Here is a 14,376-nt window from a genome sequence, read left to right as displayed (position 1 = left end):
CGGCCCAGGCGCGCAGCGTCGCGATGCGGGCCGGATCGAAGCGCTTGTCCCAGCGTGACTCGGCCAGATGGCGCAGGCCCTCGGCGCCGGCCGCCAGCGCGCCGCCCGGGCCGCCGTCGCGCTCGGCGGCGTCGAACACGGGCTCGAGGGCCCTGGCCGCGGCGGCCGTGTCGCCGAGCATCGACAGCGCCCGGGCCAGGCGCAGTCGGAGCTCGGCGGCTTCGCCATAGACCAGCAGCCGTGCCTCGTCGGCCAGGGCCGCCTCGAAGGCACGTCGCGCCTCGTCGATCCGGCCTTCGTGCCAGGCGACGCGAGCGGCGAGGGCCCGGCGCTGCGCCTCGAGGAGGAAGCGCAGGCCGTTCCCGCGCGTGGCCGGGGCCGGCGGCAGCTCGCGTGCGAGGCGAAGCACCGCCTCGCCGTCGTCCATGGCATCGGCGAGGCGGATCGCGAACAGGCGGTGGAAGGCGTAGATCGGCGAGCCCCGGTGGTAGCCGCCGCCGGGCCGTCGAACAGCTTCAGGATCTCCTCGACCGAGCGCCGGCTGGCGTCCTGCCGGCCCTGCACCGCATAGAGCATCGCCAGCAGCGTGTGCACGGCGAGGCGGACGTTGGGCGGCGGGCCGAGCCAGCGCGCGTCGGACTCCGCGAGTGCGCCGGTCTGCGCCGCGCTGTCGAGGCGGCCGGTCCACAGGTCGGCCCAGGCCGAGGTGGCGTAGGCGATCGCGCGCAGGGGCGTCGGGTGATCGGGAACGACGGCCAGGGCGCCGGCGGCGAAGCGGCGCAGAGGATCGGTCATGCCGGGCAGTCCGCACTGCAGGCTGCGCGGCACGCACTGATACCAGAGCATGGGATCGCGGCTGGATTCGAGCAGATCGAGCACGTCCGTGTAGCAGGGCGCGACCTCGGTGAGCGGCCCGGCGTCGAGCGCGGCGTAGCCGCGGACGAGGGCGGCCAGGGTGCGGCCCTCGACGCAGATCTGCAGGCCGGGCGGGATCTCGAGGCGGCGCATCGCGTCCTCGGGCCGGCCGCCGATGCCGAGGCCGATCGCCTCGTAGATGCCGGCGCGCCACGCGCCGAGGGCGTTGCCGGCGCGCTCGAAGCCGGCCCGTGCCTGAGCCGCCGCTGCCTGCATGCCGAGCCAGTCCCAGCCCGACCACGCCGCCAGGCAGCGCATGTGCGCCAGCATGGGCGAGCTCTCGCGCATCGCCGGCGGGAACTGCTCGATCAGGCGCAGCACCGGCGCCGCGCCCACCGTGGTGATGAGCAGCCCGCCGGCGTCGGCGAGCGTCGCCTCCGCCTGCGCCCAGTCGCCGGCGCGGACGAGGAAGCCGATCCGGCGCAGGGTGTCGGCCTTGCCGGCGGCGGCCCGGCCGCAGAGGGCGGGCAGCTCGTCGGGCAGCTCGCGGCGAAGCCGGTCGCGCAGGCAGTCGCGGAACAGGTCGTGCAGGCGCAGCGTCGTCTCGGCGCCCTGCAGCACGGAAACGAAGAGGCCGCGCCGCTCGATCTCCTCGAGCCATTGGGCGGCCCGGGCGTCGGCCGAGACGGCGGCGCAGCGGCCGGCGCTCAGCTCGGCGAGCACCGAGCAGCGCAGCAGGAACAGGCCCAGGTCGTCGGGCAGTTCGCCCAGCACTTCGTTGACCAGGTAGTCGAAGACGTGCCGATCGCCGGCACTGTCGCCGATCGCCGACTGCGTTCCGTGCCCCGCGGCGAGGCCATTGATCGCCAGGCGCAGGCCGACCGCCCAGCCGTGCGTCCTGGCGGCGAGGCGCTGGCTGGTGGCCTCTCGCTCCGCGGCACCGGCCGCGTCGCCCTCGGGCAGGAGCGATCGCACCTCGTCGAGTGTGAAGCGCAGCTCGCGCTCGCGGAACTCGGCCAGGTCGTCGTGCGCACGCAGGCGTGCCAGCGATGCCAGCGGCGGCTCGGTGCGGCTGGAAACGACGAAGCCCCACTGCGGCGGCAGCCGCTCGAGCAGCACGTCGAGGAAATCGAACACCGCCTCGTCGGTGATCCGGTGCGCGTCGTCGAGGACGATCAGGCCGCGCCGGATGTCACAGGCGGCGAGCGCGTTGAGCACCTGCGTCGCCACGGCGTAGCGGTCGGCACGGCTGCCGCCGGCGGTGGCGATGAGTGCCTCCGGGTCGGTGCGCCAGGGCGGGTCGAGCGGCTCGAGAGCGGCGATCAGGCAGGCGAGCAGGCCGAGCGGGTCGTCGTCGTGGTCGACCGAGATCCACGCCACGCAGGCCTCGTCGCGCACCCGCTCGATGAGACGGGTCAGGGCCACCGTCTTGCCGAAGCCGGCCGGGGCGGCGACGAGCACCAGACGGCGGCCGAGCGCCGCCACGGCCATGGCGTCCTCGAGCCGACCCCGCGCGACCAGGCTGGCCCGCACCCGGGGCGGCTGGATCTTCGTGAGCGCGAAGGTCTGCGCTGAAGGCGGCACCGCGAATTCTCCTGCCGGTATTTTGCCCGCGGCGAGTCCGGGCTGCATCGTCCGGAGCGCCTGCGAACCGCGCCCGAGCGCCTGCCTTCAGGGCCCGGTCAGGATGGCCCGCCCGGCGCGAATCGGGCCGCCGAGCGCGCCCGGGCGCGGGCCGCCTCGGTCTCGCGGTTGCGCGGGTCGGCGTTCGTGACGAGCGAGCCGATCAGCGTCCGCGCCGCCGCCGCGACGTCCTTCACGGCACGGTCGAACGCCGCCTGGTTGGCCTTCGAGGGCACGCTGAAGCCGCTCAGCTTCCTGACGAACTGCAGCGACGCGTCGCGGATCTCGAGCTCGGTGGCCGGTGGCTCGAAGTTGAACAAGGTCCTGATGTTCCTGCACATGGCGGCCTCGCTGCTCAGGCCACGCCCGAGCGATCCGGTCCAGGATAGCCGTCTCCTCGCCGCGGCCGCCGCGGCGGAAACAGCCACCACGCCGCCGCGACGGCGAGCCCGAACAGCGAGTAGACCGCCGTGAACACCCACGCCGGCAGGTCGTGGTACAGGATGCGCGACAACCAGTGCTCGATGAACCCGCCAGCGTACGTCGCGCCTCGGGCCTGGGTGCGCAGCCACATCTCCAGCGACGTGAGCGGGCAGACGATGCCGAACCAGGCCTCCGCGACCACGATGCCGATCGCCGCCAGGTGAGCGACCCTGAACCCGAGTCGGTTGACCCATTTCCAGACGAGCAGGTTGCCGACCACGATGGCGACGAAGCCGCAGACCACGAACAGCACCAGCGCCACGTGCACGGCGAGCACGAGATCGGCGAGCAGCGCGTAGGGAAAGCCGCCGGCAGAAGGGTTCATCGCGATGCCGTGCCGTGACGCAGCGGCGGCGGGCGGCTGTTCAGCGCAACTTCGTCTTGGCCAGGCGACGCGCATTGGCCACGGCCTGGCGATGCACGGGCGCCAGCCCCTTGCCGAGGACGCCGACCGCGGCGTTGTGCCACTGCGTCGCGGCCGCTGCCGCGGACGGCCTGCGGCCGCGTCCTGCCGACAGCATCGAGGTCAGGAACGAAGCCGCGAGCGTCTGCTGTGCCACCGCCGTCTGCCAGGCCATCGCCGTCCAGGCGGCCGAGAAGGCCGCGTTCTTCTCCGCGACCATGCCCTGGAATTCCTTGCGGTCGCGCGGCGACAGCGTCGGGCCGGCGAGCGCCATCCGCGTCATGCGGTGCGCAACGACCTGCGGCACGGCGACGGCGAGCTCGGCGGCTTTCCAGGCGAGGGAAGGGGAGACACGTTTGCGAGGTTTGGACATGGGAACTCGTGGTCTGAAGGAAAGAATGGATGCAAGCCTCGGCCCGCATCAGGGTGGCGGCACCTGGCGGAAAGTCTTCTCGACGATCTGCCGGTCCTCGGGATCGGTGACGGCCTGCAGTGCCGCCAGCGCATCCGCGTACGCACGCCGATGCTCATCGGGCCGCTGTGCGGCGTGCGCTGCGTGCGCGCAGATGGCGTGCGTGAACGCGAGCTCCCAGTCGGGCGTCTCGCGGCCCAGGAAGTAGCTGCGCATCCCTTCGGCGAGCTGCAGCGACGAGGGGCCGAAGCCGAGCAGGGCGTGCACCTCCGCGAGCAGCATCTGCGCGCGCATGCGGTGGAGCTCGGTCCCGACCCGACCCCAGTGCCAGGCCGAGGCGTGCGCCGCGTCGAGCATTTCGCGGTCTTCGGCAGGCGTGCGCGGCTGCGTCGCCAGGTCCCAGGCCCGGTTGTTGCAGCCGGCAGCGAAACGCCTGTGCCAGGCCGGTGCATCGTTGTCGTCGGTCGCTGTCGACATCAAAGGTCCTCCTCGACAGGCGGCGATTGTTCCATCCCGCCGGCATCCCTGCGGTCAGCGGAAGCGAAGGGTTTGCGAGAGCGGGTTCGGCAACGTGTCCAGGCCGGCCGGCGCGCCCATTCGTCGCGCAGCAGGCCGTGGACCTCGACGTCGCGCGCCTCGCCCTTGGTGACCCAGCGCTCGCGCAGCAGGCCCTCCCTCGTGAAGCCGAGGCGCCGGACCACGCACGCCGACGCGACGTTGCGCACGTCGATCTCGGCCTCGATCCGGCGCAGGCCCATGTCTCCGAAGGCGTGGTCGAGCAAACCCGTCAGCGCCTCGTGCATCAGGCCGCGGCCCCAGTGGCGCTGCCCCAGCACGTAGCCGAGTTCTGCGCGTGCGCTGGCCTCCTCGAAGCGGAACAGGAGGCAGGTGCCGATGGCGCGGTCGGGGGCCTTGTCCGCGATCACGAGCTGGACCGCGCCGCCGCCGGCCTCGATGCCCGCCATGCGCGTCAGCCAGGCGGCGGCATCGGCCATCGATCGCCAGCGCGCGTACGGGAGCAGGGCCGTGACTTCCTCGTCGGCGTTGACGTCCAGGAGGGCAGGCAGGTCGGCCTCGCGCACCGGCCGGACGATCAGGCGCGCCGTCTCGATGCGCCGGGGAGCGATCAGCGGCACAGCCGCAGCGTCATGAAGTGGCTGTTCGGGTCGTCCTCGTAGCCGGCGAAGGGGCCGCAGTCGGTGAAGCCGAAGCTTTGGTAGAGCATTCGCGCCGGGACGAAGGCGGCCATCGCACCCGTTTCCAGCCACAGGCGCTCGTAGCCGCGCGCCCGGGCGACCTCGACGAGGTGGGCGAGCATCGCCTTGGCGGCGCCCTGGCGGCGGCTCGCCTGCGGCGTGCGCATCGACTTCACCTCGCCTTGCGTCGCGTCGATCTCCTTCAGGGCGCCGCAGCCCAGGAGATCGCCGCCGCGCCATGCGGTCCAGAAGGTGATCTCGGGGCGGCGCAGCTTGTCGAGGTCGAGCGCATGCACGCTTCCGGGCGGCGAGAGCTGGCGCATGTTCTGCAGGTGCTCGTCGAGAAGGGCGTGGACGGCCGGGCGAGAAAGGTCGTCGAGCTCGAGCCGGAGGGAACTCGCGGCCGGCGTCATGGCCGCTGGCCTTCTGCGCCGAGCACGGCCTCGTAGACCGCGAGATCCTCGGCGGAGAAACAGCAGAAGACCAGCTCTCGGATCTGCGGCAGGCGCTCCAGCGCCCGCGACGCGCTGGCGACGGCGATCGGCGCCGCCTGCGCGATCGGGTAGCCGTAGACGCCGGTGCTGATGCTCGGAAAGGCGACCGATTGCACGCCGAGCGACGCGGCCAGCTCGAGCGCGTTGCGGTAGCAGGCCGCGAGCAGCTCCGCCTCGCCTTTCGTGCCGCCGCGCCAGACCGGTCCCACGGTGTGGATGACATGCTGCGCCGGCAGGCGAAAGCCTGCCGTGGCCTTGGCCTCGCCCGTCCGGCAGCCGCCGAGCGTCCGGCAGGCCTGCAGGAGCTCCGGGCCGGCGGCGCGATGGATGGCCCCGTCGACGCCGCCGCCGCCCAGCAGCGACTCGTTGGCGGCGTTGACGATGGCGTCGACCGGCAGCCGGGTGATGTCGCCTTGCGCGGCGCGAAGCCGGGACATGCTCCTCGGGCCGGGTACCGGCAGCGAACTCAGGCGTCGCTGTAGCCGGACTCGCAGCCCGACCCTTGCTTCGCCGGCGCGTGCGCGGGCGCTGCAGTGGCGGGCGTGGTCGAGCGGGTGGCCGTCTCCTTGACGCTGTTGCCCGGCACGAAGTCGAGCCGCTTCGGCGCCGCCGACGGCTTCGCGGCCGAGGACTTCGCGCTGCCTTGCGCAGCGGCAGGCCGGTCCTTGTCGGTCGACTGCGCGGCTGCCGAACCGGCGATCGCGAGCCCGGCGCAGACGACGAGTGTCCGGGTCAGAGTGCTTCGCATGGCCATCTCCTGGAGCGTTGGGATTTCCACTGTACTCCGGACCTCAGCCCTGCGAATGGCGGTGGTACACGTGGAACTGATCGTCCTGCTTCCAGCCCCTGGCCTCGTACAGCGCCTGCGCGGCCGTGTTGGGCCGGGCCACGAACAGGGTGATGCGCGCCGCATCGAGCGCCCGCGCGTGCGCCTCGACTGCGGCGAGAAGGCACGAGGCGACGCCGCGGCGCCGCCCGGGCTCGTCGACGAACAGGTCGTTGAGCAGGAAGACGCGCGTCAGCGACACCGACGAGAAGCTCGGATAGAGCTGCGCGAAGCCGAGCGCCCGCTCGTCGTCGACGGCAAGGAAGACGATCGACTCGCCGTGATCGAACCGGGCGCGCAGGAACTCCCGTGCCGCCCCGACGTCGCCGTCGCGGCCCTGGAACTGCCGGTAGCGGTCGAAGAGCGGCGCCAGCGCGTCGAGGTCGCCGAGGACGGCCTGGCGGACCGATACGGCGCTCATGGCTGCGGCGCCGAAGGCGGCGGTCGCTTCAGCGCCGTCACCTCGATCTCGATCTTTATCCGCGGGTCGGCGAGGCCGGCCGAAATCATCGTCGCTGCCGGGCGGACCGTGCCGAAGTACTTGCGCAGGACCGGCCAGCACTGTTCGAACTCCGTGCCGTCGGGCAGGACGTAGGTGACGCGCACCACGTCGGCGAGGCCGGAACCGGCCTGGCGCAGGGCCGCGTCGATGTTCTGCAGGCACTGCTCCGTCTGCACGAGCAGGCTGTCCGAGATCGACATGGTGCGGTAGTCGAAGCCGGTGGTGCCGGAGACGAAGACCCAGTCGCCTGCGACGACGGCGCGCGAGTAGCCGATCTGTTCTTCGAACGTCGATCCGGAGCTGATGAGCTGCCGGGTCACGGGTTCGCGGCCCATGGCCTGCGCCTCGCATCCCGCGCTCCCGAGTGCTTCAGCCGGGCCCTTGCGGCTGTCGAACATCTGCACGACGCCTTGCCACCGGCCGATGCGTACCTCGTGCTCCTTGAACTGGCCTGACGTGTACGCGCCGATGACCTTGCGCCAGAACGCCTGGGCGGCATGGTTTGCGGGCATCTGGCCGACCTCCCAGCGCCCGGGCAGGGCCGCGAACACGGTCCGGGCCAGCGACTCGCCGACACCCCGGCGCCGGTACTTCCTGACGACGAAGAACTGGTCCATCCAGGAGCCCTCGGTGCCGATCCGGACCGCCCGGTCGGCCAAGGCGAAACCGGCGTACCTGCCGGCCACGGTGGCGACGAAGGCCCGGCAACCCTCCGCGCCGAAGCAGTGGTCGAGCTCGTAGCCGTACTCGCCGTGGCAGTCGAGATCCTGGTCCCAGATGTCGGAGAGATCGTGCTGGTACAGCTCGAGCATCCGCTGGATCGGCAAGCGATCCTCCGGGTTGGCGATGCGGACGTCGATCGTGTGCACGGGAGAGGGCGGCTGCCTCAGTGCTCGTTCTGCGGCAGGCCGTCGCCCAGCCCGTAGTAGTCGCCCTTCTCGGCGACGAAGATGTGCCTTTCCAGCGCGGTCCGGGTGGGCTGCTCGAACGCGCCCATGGCGACCGAGGTCCAGTCCTTGTGCGGCGGGTCCCAGAACAGCCAGGAGCCGCACCGGGCGCAGAAGCCGCGGCGTACCTTGGCCGACGACTGGAACCAGGTGAGGTGCTCGTCTCCGGCGACCTGCAGGTCGGCGCGCTTCACGTTCGTGGACGCGAAGAAGTGCCCGGACTGCCTCCGGCACTGCACGCAGTGGCAGGCCACGGGCCGCTCCAGCGGGGCCGCCACGGTGAAGCGGACCGCGCCGCACAGACAGGAGCCCTGGTGCATGCGCCTACCCCTGGATCTGGCCCGCGTGGCGCGGCACCCGGCTCATGCCCACGGCCGCTCAGCGCATGAGGATCTGCCAGGCGATCGCGGCTGGGCGAAGAACCCGACCGTGAACGACAGCGTCCGCACCCACGGGATCGCGAACGCGTAGGAGACGGCGTGGACGACGCGGGCCCAGAAGTACACGATCGCTGCCGTCGCCACGGCGGTGCCGGTGACGCCCAGAGCATGGGCGAGCAGCACGAGGGTCGCGAAGACGACCAGGTTCTCCACCGCGTTCGCATGGGCCCGCATGAGGCGCTGCGCCCACTCCGACTGCGGCTTCGGACTCTTCGGATAGCCGACCGCATCGATCAGCCCGCGAGTGGCAACGCGATCGAGGATGTAGGGCACCCAGAGGAGACCTGTGAGCACCGTGACCCAAGGCAGGTAGAGCAACTCAGTCTTCATGCCGACTCCCTTGAGGAACAGACACGCAATTTTGCGCGAGGCCGACGCCGTCGGGGTCGACTGGCCCGGACGCGGCCATGAAGGTGTTGACCCCGGCGAGCTTGTCGTCGGGAGCGCGGACGTTCCACTCGCCGGGCCAGAAGTCGAACTGGCGGTGCTCCCCCGCGGTGCAGGCGCCCGCGGCAGCGGCGGTCGAGGCCAGGAGCAGGCCGGCGAGCGCCAGACCGTCAGTAGCTGAGGACACGATCGTGCTCGAGCGACAGCCTCACGAGAACGCTCGGCGTCGCGAACTCCGCCGGCTTGCCGGCCAGGTCTGCCTCGGCCACGCCGCGCGACTTCGCGGACATGCCCGAGAGGTGGAACTTTGCGCCACCCGACGCCAGCGCATCGAAGTGCTCGCGCAGCCTGCCCGTGCCGAGGCCTGTCAGCGAGTCCAGGACCGAATCCCTGATGAGCTGCACGGCATCCCCGGCCAGGAACAGGCTGACCTCGTGGTGCTCGTCGATCGCCGTCTTGGCTACAAGGAAGGCAAGGGCGGCGCGTGTGGGGTCGTTCGGTCCGCAGGTGATGCTGACAAGGATCTTCGCCATGGGATTCCTCCATGTTGTGGTGCCGGTGCGCCGCATCAGTCAGCGCACCGGCAGAATAGCCCTGGAAAAGGGAACGGGGCGCGGGTGGCGACACTTGCTGCACTTCCTGGGGCTCGAAGTCGGCTTCGTGCGCTGGCTCCCTAGGGCCTAGGTCCCGGCCCGAAGCGTCCTGGCGAACAGCCGGTTCTCGAAGACCTCGCCTTCGAAGGCGTACTCCGTGCGACCGAGCTCCTCGTAGCCTCGACTCGCATAGAACGCCAGTGCGCGCCGGTTGCCGACCCACGCCGTGAGCCACAGTGCAGAGACGCCCTCGGCGTCTGCCAACGCCTCTGTTCGCTTGAGCAGCCGCGTGCCGACTCCTCGTCGCAGGAACGGGGACTGCACGTACAGACGCCTGAGTTCTGCGACGGAAGCGGACCGCACCAGCGCGTGCCCTGCACCGAGCACGAGCTCCGCGAAGGCAATGAGATGACCGGCGCGCTCGGCAACCGTGATGCGGCCGAACGGGTCGTCCAGCCGCCCGCGAAACGCGCACGCCGAGAACGGCGACTCGGCCTCACGGGCCAGCGCCAGACTGATGCCGGAAGTGGCGTAGGTCTCCAGGAAGATCTGCGTGGCCAGTGCACTCAGACACGGCACGTCCGCCGCATCGGCCGAGCGCAGGTGGATCTCGCTCCCGGCCCGCCGGCGGGCAGACGCATCGCTCTCGCGGCGGGTGTCAGGCGCCTCGCTTGGACGCCGCCACATACAAGCCAAGGCCGACGAGTGTGAGCCCCGAGACCTTGTTCAGCAGTCTCGCTCGCTGCGGCCCCGACGCCTCGGCCCTGAGCAATCGTGCCGCACCAAAGACGGCAACGACATCGACCAGCGTGTTGAGCACGACGCAGACGGTGCCCATGACGACGAGCTGCACCCCGACCGACAGTCCGCTGACCAGGAACTGCGGCAGGAAGGCCAGGAAGAAAAGCGCGGTCTTGACATTCAGCGCCTCGACCAAGATGCCCTCCAGCAGAGCGCGACGAGCCCCGGTCGCCTTGGCATGAACCGGCTTGAAGGCGGCTCGGGTCAGAAGCAAGCGGATGCCAAGGTAGACCAGGTATGCCGCCCCCACGTACTTGACGATCGAGAAGGCCGCCGCTGATTGAGCCAGCAGCACCGACAGCCCGAAGGCCGCGGCGACGACGTGGAGCATGCCCCCCAGGCCGGTTCCAGCACAGGAAGCCAGGCCCTCCCCGCGACCGCCTGCCGCGGTACGCGCGACGACATAGGCGATTCCAGGACCGGGAGTGACGGCAAGAACGAGCGCGGCGATGAAGAAGGTCAGAGAGGGAAGCATGGAGCGGAGCTACTCGAGGGAGCCCACGGTCGACGGCCTCGGTCCTTGCTGCCGAGTCCGGCAGTCGTAGGCAGCACGCTGCCGCAGGATACCGCTCGACGGGGGGTCAGGCGCCTGCAGCCGAAGGCCGGACACCCAGCACCTCGAGACGCTGCAGACCACCGGCATTCGTTCGTTCGGCTCGCGCGCGATCCGCAATGCCTTCTACCCCGCTGGCCGCGTACCTGCAGTGACCTCGCAGAACGACACGACGTCCACTCGCACGATACGGGTGGCTTCCATCGGGAAACGATGGAGGTGTCAGGCCGCACGCGCGTTCTCGTTCTGGCGGAAGACGCCGACCATGAGCGCGGCAGCGACAGGAAAAAGAACGGCATAACCGATGATGCCGACGTTGCGCACCTGCATGTTCGCGAGAGGCGCACCCGCCAGGCCCACGAGCGCCAGAGCGGCGCTGGCATACAGAAGCGTGCGTACGACCTGAGCCAGGCCGGGGCCCTGAACGGCGGCAGCCGCGAACAGGGCGCCGAGAGGGAAGAAGACGTCCCAGGCAAGGATATCCAGCGCGTAGGCGATAGAGGGCCACCGGAAGGAAAAGATCAGACCTGCCCATGCCTGACCTGAGATCGCCGGGTGATGGCCGAGCGTCAGGATCGCGAAGTGAACCACGCAGGTGACGCAAGCGCAGATGCTCATGAAGGCCAGGGATGCCAGCGCGGCAGGCTTCCGCTCCGGTGACGCGAAGGCATGGAGCGCAGCCGTGAAAGTGACGATCGCCGGTGCAATGGCGATGGTGAGCAGTTCCAGGAGCGTGAACCAGGGCTCCTGGATCTGGGCATCGCGCGAAGGAAGCGTGAGCAGGCCGACGGCGAGTACAGCGCCGTAGACGAGGCAGAGAACGGCCACGGAAGAAGCCGCGCGAATGCCGAAGGAAGCCGCGCTAGGAACAGGCTCGGCCATGAACTGGGCGCCTTTCGCGGCGCGTTGAGCCTTTTGGACGTCCGCTCGGGGGAGGGGGTCGGATGTCACGCTGTGGCACCGAGCAGACCCTTCGCCGCCAAGAGGACGAGCGGTGGGGCGGCGGCTAGCAGTCCCAAGAGGAACCCGCTGCGACGGCGAAGACCGAACGAACGGACAAGCAGCGGTATGAGAGCCACCGCCAACGCAAAGAAGGCCAACGACGCCACGACGGCTGCGCTTCCGCTGAGTTGGCCTACCCTCCCACCCCTGCCCTTGAGCGAGACTTCTCCCGCCCACAAAACGAACCAGCCGAACGCGACCAGGAATGCCACCAGTATCGACAGCCCGAGGCGCTCCGCTGCTCTAGAGCGAGGAGAGGCGACCATCAGCGTGATGCTCGGCGTGGCAGCACAGGGAGCCGCGGCGACGCCTGCCTTCGAAGCCTGCTGGTGCAAGGCGCCAAGTCGGGATAGGTTTCTGATTCACCGTGTCCTCCGGGGTACTGGCATTCGTGCGGTGTTGCTCGTTTCTGGAAGCGGCGAACCAGATCTCGGCTCGCTCCTCCGCAGGCACCCCGAGTGCGACCGAGGGCACCACCGACGGCGCCCTCCGCGGAGTGCACATTGCAGGACGGCGTCAGGACTTCGTGCGACGGACGAATCGCGCGGAAGGATGTCCGCTTGATGGAGCAGTTCGGCGTCGCCCTCATGGGCTAGGCGGCTGATCGAGCTGCGATGGCTTCGACCTCGACATGCCACGCCGACTCGGCAAGCTGCGAGACGAAGACCAAGGTGGAAGTCGGCCGGTGCCCGCCTAGGAATCTCGACCTTGCAGCACGAACCGCCTGGATGTCTCGCCCCGCGACCAGGAACGTCGTCAGCTTGACGAGCGCGCTTGCGCCAAGCCCATGTGCCGCGAGAAGTGCAGAGATGTTCGCGAACACCTGATCAGCCTGCTCCGCGACGGACGCCGGCGCTGAGCCGTCGGGTCGTAGACCGACTTGTCCTGAGAGGAACACCAGTTCGGTTCCCGCTGGGACAACGGCCGAGTGGCTATAGGCGGAGCCGGGCTTGTGCACGGACGCAGGATCCAGAAACGAAACCATACGAGTCACCTCTTGGAATACATGGGAGTTCTGGCGGGTGGCGTCTAACGTTCCACATGAGCGGCGGCGCCGAGGGCACGAAACGTCCTTTGGAACGTCCGCTCAGTGGGGCCTAACGTTCGCCATGAGCGGCGGGCCCAAGGGCGCGAACCGCCCTTGGGAACGTCCGCTCGATGGAGTGGTTAGGTGCCATTCTTCCGCTGTTGCACGCTAGGCGGCGATGTCCTCGACCGAGACTAGGCGAGCGGAACTGCATTGGTCTCGAATGGTCTTGAGGCCCTGATAGACGGGCCCGTAGTAGAACTCCTCCCAGGCAGCGATTGAGGGAAACTCCAAGATGACTATTCTGCGAGGCTGCCAGTCGCCTTCATAGACCTTGAGCGCCCCACCTCGTGCCAAATAGCGTGCACCGGCAGCGGCGAGTGCAGGCTTCACTTGGCTCATAAAGTCTGTGTAGCGCTCAGCGTCTCGAATCTCGACGTCGAAGATGACGTAGGCGGCCATACGAGAAGTCTCCTCGGGCGGATTGCCCACTGGATTGTGCTCTCCAGCCCCCCGCAATGATGACTACGAGCGACGAGCGCATGAGTCGGTCACCAGGCAGCACGCGCTGCGGAGTTGACGGGACCTAACGTTCAACATGGGCGGCGGGGCAAAGGGCGCGAAGCGGCCTTTGGAGCGTCCGCGCAATGGAAGGGTTGGCTCCGCTCGGCCTCAGGACCGGCCGGAGGTCTAGATGCTCATGCACCCGAGGGGGGCCGACGAACGATTCGTTGACAGCTCTGGCGTTTATGTGCGCACGGGTTTGCCAGCCGCCTGCCAAGCCTTGAAACCCCCATCTAGATGCGCGACGTTCTTGTAGCCGAGACTGCGAAGCGTGTGAACCGCGAGTGCTGAACGACCGCCTGATGCGCAGTGGAGGATGACCCGGCTGTCAGGGTTGAGCTCCGCCTTGTAGTAAGGGCTGGTCGGATCCGCATAAAACTCGAGCATCCCGCGGGAGGCGTGGATTGCGTCCGAAATCGTGCCGTTAACCAACTCAGGACCGTCCCGTACATCCACCAAAGTAACCTTTCCGGTCGCGAGTTCGGTCTGGACTTGATCGGGAGTGAGATTCTCAACACTGCTTTTCGCTTCTTGGACAAGTTGAGCGGCGGTTTTCACGGTCATCAGGCACCTCATGAGTAGTGGAAGTCCGATAGCAGTCTAACGTTTGCTTGGGGCGAGGGACTAACTGGATCGCGCGCTAACGTCCGAGCTGGGCCGAGAGCGGAGGACTGCCCTAGCGAGTCGGTCGAGCGAGAGGTTAGGCCTCGTCTGGCGTTGCCTGTCTTCAGCTTGAATGGTCATGAACGACCTTCCACCCAGCACTGGTGCGAACCCAGACAAGCGTAACCCAGCCGGACTGTTCCGGTTTCTCATTGCCGAACAGCACGAAGCGAGCGGTCATGAGTGCTGAGCCCTCGGCCAGTGAGCGAACGGCGACCTGTTCCATTCGGAGGTTTCGCTTTGGCTTGCCATCGCTGAAGTAGTTTTTGCTGAAGAACGACTCGATGGCATCAACGCCGGGCCTTATCCCGTCCTGCGTCATCCAGGTGACCGCGGGGTCGTAGATGGCGAGGTGACCTTTCAAGTCCCCACGGTTCCAGCTCTCGGTAGATGCAGATAGCGCGGCACGCATCACGCTGCGATCTTCGGCGCCGAGTTCTGCGCTTCCAAGCACGGTTCTCAGGGAGGTGCACCCGATGAACAGGACACAAGCGAGTGCTGCGAGGAGAGGGCCAATTCGAGGCATAGCGGGAGATGGCAGGACGTTGTTCTGAGGTCTAACGTTCGACATGGCGTCGGGCCAAAGGCCGCTTTGCGCCCTTTGG

22 protein-coding genes are annotated in these 14,376 nt (G+C 69.0%); all 22 read right to left on the bottom strand.

Going from position 1 to position 14,376, the window contains the following annotated elements:
* A partial coding sequence (locus AC30N0_RS18240) for a winged helix-turn-helix domain-containing protein (protein WP_489519307.1) occupies positions 1-2,439 on the bottom strand: 2,439 nt, incomplete at its 3' end.
* Positions 2,440-2,537: 98 nt separating this feature from the next.
* On the bottom strand, positions 2,538-2,819 hold the full coding sequence (locus AC30N0_RS18235) for a DUF2277 domain-containing protein (RefSeq protein WP_489519306.1): 282 nt from the start codon (positions 2,817-2,819) through the stop codon (positions 2,538-2,540).
* Between the two features lie 14 nt (positions 2,820-2,833).
* Positions 2,834-3,286, bottom strand: a complete 453-nt coding sequence (locus AC30N0_RS18230) for a DUF2784 domain-containing protein (RefSeq protein ID WP_489519305.1) — start codon at positions 3,284-3,286, stop codon at positions 2,834-2,836.
* A 40-nt stretch (positions 3,287-3,326) separates the two neighbouring features.
* The gene (locus tag AC30N0_RS18225; RefSeq protein WP_489519304.1) at positions 3,327-3,737 is read right to left on the bottom strand and encodes a polyhydroxyalkanoate granule-associated phasin; all 411 of its coding nucleotides are present in this window, start codon (positions 3,735-3,737) and stop codon (positions 3,327-3,329) included.
* Positions 3,738-3,785: 48 nt separating this feature from the next.
* On the bottom strand, positions 3,786-4,253 hold the full coding sequence (locus AC30N0_RS18220) for a hypothetical protein (RefSeq protein WP_489519303.1): 468 nt from the start codon (positions 4,251-4,253) through the stop codon (positions 3,786-3,788).
* A complete protein-coding gene (locus AC30N0_RS18215; protein WP_489519302.1) occupies positions 4,253-4,912 on the bottom strand; it encodes a GNAT family N-acetyltransferase in 660 nt (219 codons plus the stop codon). Before AC30N0_RS18215 ends, AC30N0_RS18220 begins: the two co-directional genes overlap by 1 nt.
* Positions 4,903-5,385 (bottom strand): GNAT family N-acetyltransferase, encoded by a 483-nt coding sequence (locus AC30N0_RS18210; RefSeq protein ID WP_489519301.1) that lies wholly within the window; start codon positions 5,383-5,385, stop codon positions 4,903-4,905. Before AC30N0_RS18210 ends, AC30N0_RS18215 begins: the two co-directional genes overlap by 10 nt.
* Positions 5,382-5,903, bottom strand: a complete 522-nt coding sequence (locus AC30N0_RS18205) for an O-acetyl-ADP-ribose deacetylase (protein ID WP_489519300.1) — start codon at positions 5,901-5,903, stop codon at positions 5,382-5,384. Before AC30N0_RS18205 ends, AC30N0_RS18210 begins: the two co-directional genes overlap by 4 nt.
* Before the next feature lie 29 nt (positions 5,904-5,932).
* Entirely contained in the window at positions 5,933-6,214 is a 282-nt protein-coding gene (locus tag AC30N0_RS18200) for a hypothetical protein (protein ID WP_489519299.1), read from the bottom strand.
* 43 nt (positions 6,215-6,257) lie between these two features.
* On the bottom strand, positions 6,258-6,713 hold the full coding sequence (locus tag AC30N0_RS18195) for a GNAT family N-acetyltransferase (protein WP_489519298.1): 456 nt from the start codon (positions 6,711-6,713) through the stop codon (positions 6,258-6,260).
* The gene (locus AC30N0_RS18190) at positions 6,710-7,663 is read right to left on the bottom strand and encodes a GNAT family N-acetyltransferase (RefSeq protein ID WP_489519297.1); all 954 of its coding nucleotides are present in this window, start codon (positions 7,661-7,663) and stop codon (positions 6,710-6,712) included. The genes AC30N0_RS18195 and AC30N0_RS18190 overlap by 4 nt, the downstream gene beginning before the upstream one ends.
* Before the next feature lie 17 nt (positions 7,664-7,680).
* Positions 7,681-8,061: a GFA family protein gene (locus AC30N0_RS18185; RefSeq protein WP_489519296.1), complete on the bottom strand. Its 381-nt coding sequence runs from the start codon at positions 8,059-8,061 to the stop codon at positions 7,681-7,683.
* A 42-nt stretch (positions 8,062-8,103) separates the two neighbouring features.
* A complete protein-coding gene (locus tag AC30N0_RS18180; protein WP_489519295.1) occupies positions 8,104-8,511 on the bottom strand; it encodes an MAPEG family protein in 408 nt (135 codons plus the stop codon).
* Entirely contained in the window at positions 8,501-8,755 is a 255-nt protein-coding gene (locus tag AC30N0_RS18175; protein WP_489519294.1) for a hypothetical protein, read from the bottom strand. The genes AC30N0_RS18180 and AC30N0_RS18175 overlap by 11 nt, the downstream gene beginning before the upstream one ends.
* On the bottom strand, positions 8,739-9,101 hold the full coding sequence (locus AC30N0_RS18170; RefSeq protein WP_489519293.1) for a DsrE family protein: 363 nt from the start codon (positions 9,099-9,101) through the stop codon (positions 8,739-8,741). Before AC30N0_RS18170 ends, AC30N0_RS18175 begins: the two co-directional genes overlap by 17 nt.
* Positions 9,102-9,248: 147 nt before the next feature.
* Complete coding sequence (locus AC30N0_RS18165) at positions 9,249-9,740, bottom strand: GNAT family N-acetyltransferase (RefSeq protein ID WP_489519292.1); 492 nt, start codon at positions 9,738-9,740, stop codon at positions 9,249-9,251.
* Positions 9,741-9,819: 79 nt separating this feature from the next.
* Positions 9,820-10,437, bottom strand: coding sequence for a LysE family translocator (locus AC30N0_RS18160; protein WP_489519291.1), 618 nt, complete (start codon positions 10,435-10,437; stop codon positions 9,820-9,822).
* 300 nt (positions 10,438-10,737) lie between these two features.
* The gene (locus tag AC30N0_RS18155) at positions 10,738-11,397 is read right to left on the bottom strand and encodes a hypothetical protein (RefSeq protein WP_489519290.1); all 660 of its coding nucleotides are present in this window, start codon (positions 11,395-11,397) and stop codon (positions 10,738-10,740) included.
* Positions 11,398-12,109: 712 nt separating this feature from the next.
* Positions 12,110-12,502, bottom strand: coding sequence for a RidA family protein (locus AC30N0_RS18150; RefSeq protein ID WP_489519289.1), 393 nt, complete (start codon positions 12,500-12,502; stop codon positions 12,110-12,112).
* Between the two features lie 210 nt (positions 12,503-12,712).
* Complete coding sequence (locus AC30N0_RS18145; protein ID WP_489519288.1) at positions 12,713-13,006, bottom strand: DUF1330 domain-containing protein; 294 nt, start codon at positions 13,004-13,006, stop codon at positions 12,713-12,715.
* 285 nt (positions 13,007-13,291) lie between these two features.
* Positions 13,292-13,672, bottom strand: a complete 381-nt coding sequence (locus AC30N0_RS18140; protein ID WP_489519287.1) for a rhodanese-like domain-containing protein — start codon at positions 13,670-13,672, stop codon at positions 13,292-13,294.
* A gap of 163 nt (positions 13,673-13,835) precedes the next feature.
* Positions 13,836-14,376: YybH family protein (locus AC30N0_RS18135; protein WP_489519286.1), on the bottom strand; the 541-nt coding region annotated here is incomplete at its 5' end.

This window comes from Rhizobacter sp. (genome assembly GCF_031412495.1).
GTDB lineage: Bacteria > Pseudomonadota > Gammaproteobacteria > Burkholderiales > Burkholderiaceae_C > Schlegelella_A.
The sequence above is the reverse complement of the archived record's forward strand: the minus strand, read 5'-3'. Positions and strand labels throughout refer to the sequence as shown.

Excerpts from the sequence above, each read along its gene's own strand:
- AC30N0_RS18220 (WP_489519303.1), bottom strand. The coding sequence starts at position 4,253 with ATGTCGACAGCGACCGACGACAACGATGCACCGGCCTGGCACAGGCGT.
- AC30N0_RS18195 (WP_489519298.1), bottom strand. The coding sequence starts at position 6,713 with ATGAGCGCCGTATCGGTCCGCCAGGCCGTCCTCGGCGACCTCGACGCG.
- AC30N0_RS18160 (WP_489519291.1), bottom strand. The coding sequence starts at position 10,437 with ATGCTTCCCTCTCTGACCTTCTTCATCGCCGCGCTCGTTCTTGCCGTC.
- AC30N0_RS18205 (WP_489519300.1), bottom strand. The coding sequence starts at position 5,903 with ATGTCCCGGCTTCGCGCCGCGCAAGGCGACATCACCCGGCTGCCGGTC.
- AC30N0_RS18225 (WP_489519304.1), bottom strand. The coding sequence starts at position 3,737 with ATGTCCAAACCTCGCAAACGTGTCTCCCCTTCCCTCGCCTGGAAAGCC.
- AC30N0_RS18170 (WP_489519293.1), bottom strand. The coding sequence starts at position 9,101 with ATGGCGAAGATCCTTGTCAGCATCACCTGCGGACCGAACGACCCCACA.
- AC30N0_RS18150 (WP_489519289.1), bottom strand. The coding sequence starts at position 12,502 with ATGGTTTCGTTTCTGGATCCTGCGTCCGTGCACAAGCCCGGCTCCGCC.
- AC30N0_RS18140 (WP_489519287.1), bottom strand. The coding sequence starts at position 13,672 with ATGACCGTGAAAACCGCCGCTCAACTTGTCCAAGAAGCGAAAAGCAGT.
- AC30N0_RS18235 (WP_489519306.1), bottom strand. The coding sequence starts at position 2,819 with ATGTGCAGGAACATCAGGACCTTGTTCAACTTCGAGCCACCGGCCACC.
- AC30N0_RS18180 (WP_489519295.1), bottom strand. The coding sequence starts at position 8,511 with ATGAAGACTGAGTTGCTCTACCTGCCTTGGGTCACGGTGCTCACAGGT.
- AC30N0_RS18145 (WP_489519288.1), bottom strand. The coding sequence starts at position 13,006 with ATGGCCGCCTACGTCATCTTCGACGTCGAGATTCGAGACGCTGAGCGC.
- AC30N0_RS18230 (WP_489519305.1), bottom strand. The coding sequence starts at position 3,286 with ATGAACCCTTCTGCCGGCGGCTTTCCCTACGCGCTGCTCGCCGATCTC.
- AC30N0_RS18155 (WP_489519290.1), bottom strand. The coding sequence starts at position 11,397 with ATGGCCGAGCCTGTTCCTAGCGCGGCTTCCTTCGGCATTCGCGCGGCT.
- AC30N0_RS18185 (WP_489519296.1), bottom strand. The coding sequence starts at position 8,061 with ATGCACCAGGGCTCCTGTCTGTGCGGCGCGGTCCGCTTCACCGTGGCG.
- AC30N0_RS18210 (WP_489519301.1), bottom strand. The coding sequence starts at position 5,385 with ATGACGCCGGCCGCGAGTTCCCTCCGGCTCGAGCTCGACGACCTTTCT.
- AC30N0_RS18200 (WP_489519299.1), bottom strand. The coding sequence starts at position 6,214 with ATGCGAAGCACTCTGACCCGGACACTCGTCGTCTGCGCCGGGCTCGCG.